Annotated in this window: 4 protein-coding genes and 1 pseudogene; all 5 read left to right on the forward strand. The window is 45.6% G+C overall.

Features of this window, described 5'->3' with window-relative positions; all coding sequences use genetic code 11:
* A pseudogene (locus FTU16_RS16250) lies at nt 1-75 on the forward strand (IS6 family transposase); the annotation flags it as partial.
* Nucleotides 76-147: 72 nt separating this feature from the next.
* Nucleotides 148-741, forward strand: a complete 594-nt coding sequence (locus tag FTU16_RS16255; RefSeq protein ID WP_205779272.1) for a tyrosine-type recombinase/integrase — start codon at nt 148-150, stop codon at nt 739-741.
* A 189-nt stretch (nt 742-930) separates the two neighbouring features.
* Nucleotides 931-2,097 (forward strand): tetracycline-inactivating monooxygenase Tet(X3), encoded by a 1,167-nt coding sequence (locus FTU16_RS16260; RefSeq protein WP_024160783.1) that lies wholly within the window; start codon nt 931-933, stop codon nt 2,095-2,097.
* Between the two features lie 148 nt (nt 2,098-2,245).
* Complete coding sequence (locus FTU16_RS16265) at nt 2,246-2,983, forward strand: recombinase family protein (protein WP_001366550.1); 738 nt, start codon at nt 2,246-2,248, stop codon at nt 2,981-2,983.
* The gene (locus tag FTU16_RS16270; protein WP_000743213.1) at nt 2,980-3,204 is read left to right on the forward strand and encodes a hypothetical protein; all 225 of its coding nucleotides are present in this window, start codon (nt 2,980-2,982) and stop codon (nt 3,202-3,204) included. Before FTU16_RS16265 ends, FTU16_RS16270 begins: the two co-directional genes overlap by 4 nt.
* Nucleotides 3,205-3,418: the final 214 nt, after the last annotated feature.

Raw genomic sequence — 3,418 nt, forward strand, 5'->3', positions numbered from 1 at the left:
GGCCAGGCCTCAGCATTTTATTATGGTGATCCCCTGGGCGAAATGCGCCTGGTAAGCAGAGTTTTTGAAATGTAAGGCCTTTGAATAAGACAAAAGGCTGCCTCATCGCTAACTTTGCAACAGTGCCAGTTTTATTACGAACGTGTTTTGGGTGGACAACGGAAAACATATTTCATCGAAAGACCAAAAAAAGAAAAAACACTTCCTGTTGTGATGAGTGAAGAAGAAACCATTCGGGTACTACGCGCTATTGAAAACGTGAAACACAAGGCTATTCTGATGACTATTTATTCGGCAGGTTTGCGCATTTCTGAATGTATAAACCTGAAAATAAAAGACATTGACTCCAAGCGCATGCAAATTCGTATAGAACAGTCAAAAGGAAAAAGAGATCGTTATACCATTTTATCTGAGAAAACATTAATTATTTTAAGAACATACTTTATGGAATATAAACCAAAAGATTATTTATTTGAAGGTCAAAAAGGTGGCGCATACTCAAGCCGAAGTATTCAAAACATTTTTAAAGCAGCTGTTTTAAAAGCAAAGATTCAAAAGGAAGTTACTGTACATACCTTACGACATAGCTTTGCAACGCATTTGCTTGAGAATGGTACGAGTTTACGTTATATTCAATCGTTGTTAGGTCATTCAAGCAGTAAAACAACTGAGGTTTATACACATATTACCACCAAGGGAATGGAACAATTAAAAAGTCCGATGGATTTGTTAGATATATAGAAAGGATTTGTATATTTGAGCAAAACTTAACAAAAAGCACTATGAATATAAATCCTTTTGAGAGAGTAGAAACGAACGGTAAACGGTTGAAAACGGATTTGTCACTGATAATGAAAGGTTTAGCAAAATAAGATATAGTGGATATATACGCCATTTGGCGTATAGCCACTTGTTATGTGCCATTTTTGAATGACAATGCGAATAGATACGGACAAACAAATGAATTTACTTAGTGATAAGAACGTTGCAATAATTGGTGGTGGACCCGTTGGACTGACTATGGCAAAATTATTACAGCAAAACGGCATAGACGTTTCAGTTTACGAAAGAGACAACGACCGAGAGGCAAGAATTTTTGGTGGAACCCTTGACCTACACAAAGGTTCAGGTCAGGAAGCAATGAAAAAAGCGGGATTGTTACAAACTTATTATGACTTAGCCTTACCAATGGGTGTAAATATTGCTGATGAAAAAGGCAATATTTTATCCACAAAAAATGTAAAGCCCGAAAATCGATTTGACAATCCTGAAATAAACAGAAATGACTTAAGGGCTATCTTGTTGAATAGTTTAGAAAACGACACGGTTATTTGGGATAGAAAACTTGTTATGCTTGAACCTGGTAAGAAGAAGTGGACACTAACTTTTGAGAATAAACCGAGTGAAACAGCAGATTTGGTTATTCTTGCCAATGGTGGAATGTCGAAAATAAGGAGCTTTGTTACCGACACGCAAGTTGAAGAAACCGGTACTTTCAACATCCAAGCTGATATTCTTCAACCGGAAATAAACTGTCCCGGATTTTTTCAGCTATGCAACGGCAACCGATTAATGGCGGGACATCAGGGCATTTTATTGTTTGCCAATCCCAATAATAATGGTGCATTGTATTTAGGAATTAGTTTTAAAACGCCCGATGAATGGAAAAATAAAATTCCCTTAGATTTTCAGGACAGAAACAGCGTTGCCGATTTTTTATTGAAAAGATTTTCCAAATGGAGTGAAGTTTACAAACAATTAATACGTTCGGTATCAACATTTCAATGCTTGCCCACAAGGAAATTTCCTTTGAACAATGATTGGAAAAGTAACCGTCCATTACCCATAACAATGATTGGCGATGCTGCTCATTTGATGTCGCCTTTTGCAGGACAGGGTGTAAATACGGGATTATTGGATGCTTTGATATTGTCTGAAAACCTTACAAACGGAGAATTTACAAGTATTGAAAATGCCATCGAAAACTACGAACAACAAATGTTTGTTTATGCAAAAGATACGCAGGACGAATCGACAGAAAACGAAACCGAAATGTTTAGTCCCAATTTTTCGTTTCAAAAATTATTGAATCTATAAACAGTAAGAAAAAACGGCTACTAACAAGCAGTTTTGCAATAGTGGGGCAGAAGTGCAAAATTGAACTTGTGTGCTTCTATCAACTTTTGTACATTAGCTGCCAGTTTAAGATGGGTGCATTTGAGTATGCCCAAAGGAGCCCGCAAGTATGCGCAGGACGAAGCCAGTAGCCGCGCCGATGGTGGCGCGGGTCTATCTGCGCGTCAGCACCGACGCGCAGGACTTGGAACGCCAAGAGGCGATCACTACGGCCGCGAAGGCCGCCGGCTACTACGTCGCCGGCATCTACCGTGAGAAGGCATCCGGCGCACGCGCCGACCGGCCTGAGCTGCTGCGCATGATCGGCGACCTACAGCCCGGCGAGGTGGTCATTGCCGAGAAGATCGACCGCATCAGCCGCCTACCTTTGCCCGAGGCCGAGCGCCTGGTGGCCTCGATACAGGCCAAAGGCGCACGCCTGGCCGTCCCTGGCGTGGTCGATCTATCCGACCTGGCGGCCGAGGCCCAGGGCGTCGCCAAGATCGTGCTGGAAGCCGTGCAGATCATGCTTTTTCGCCTGGCCTTGCAGATGGCCCGCGACGACTACGAGGACAGGCGCGAACGCCAGCGCCAAGGCATTGAGTTGGCCCGCCAGGCCGGGCGGTACAAGGGCCGCCGTGCTGATCCGAAGCGCCGCGCCCAAGTTGTCGCGCTGCGCAAGTCCGGCTACAGCATCAACAAGACCGCCGAGCTGGCCGGGTACAGTGCGGCCCAGGTGAAACGGATATGGGCCGAGGTCAGCCAGGCCGAAGCGAAGCAGCACGGCGCGTTCGTGGAGGACGCATTGACGGAAGCCGATGCCCTGGCCGCTGTCGGCCAGGATGAGCGCCAGGAGGAAAGGGCATGAAGAAGCCGAACCAAGACGACGAGCCGTTTTTCATCACCGAGGAGATTGCGGCCGAAATGATCGCCGGCGGCTATGAGTTCGAGCTGCCGCCCATTCCTTGCACCATCCGCCTACGCGACGTGCTGGAGCGCATGACCGATGCTGAGCTAGCATTGCAGCCGGGCGAGATCGCCGACCAGGAGCGTGAACGCTGCCGGCGCAAGCCGTGTTCAACCTCATGATCTGGTCATGGTATTTTTCATGGCACTGAGCCTGATAGTTCTTGCAAATTGTTGTCACTAAAGGGTTTTGTGTGCTTGTTTACAATCGAGTGGGAGTGACGGGCACTGGCTGGCAATGTCTAGCAACGGCAGGCATTTCGGCTGAGGGTAAAAGAACTTTCCGCTAAGCGATAGACTGTATGTAAACACAGTATTGCAAGGACGCGGAACATGC

This window comes from Acinetobacter sp. YH12069, from assembly GCF_013419675.1.
Taxonomy (GTDB): Bacteria; Pseudomonadota; Gammaproteobacteria; order Pseudomonadales; family Moraxellaceae; genus Acinetobacter; species Acinetobacter amyesii.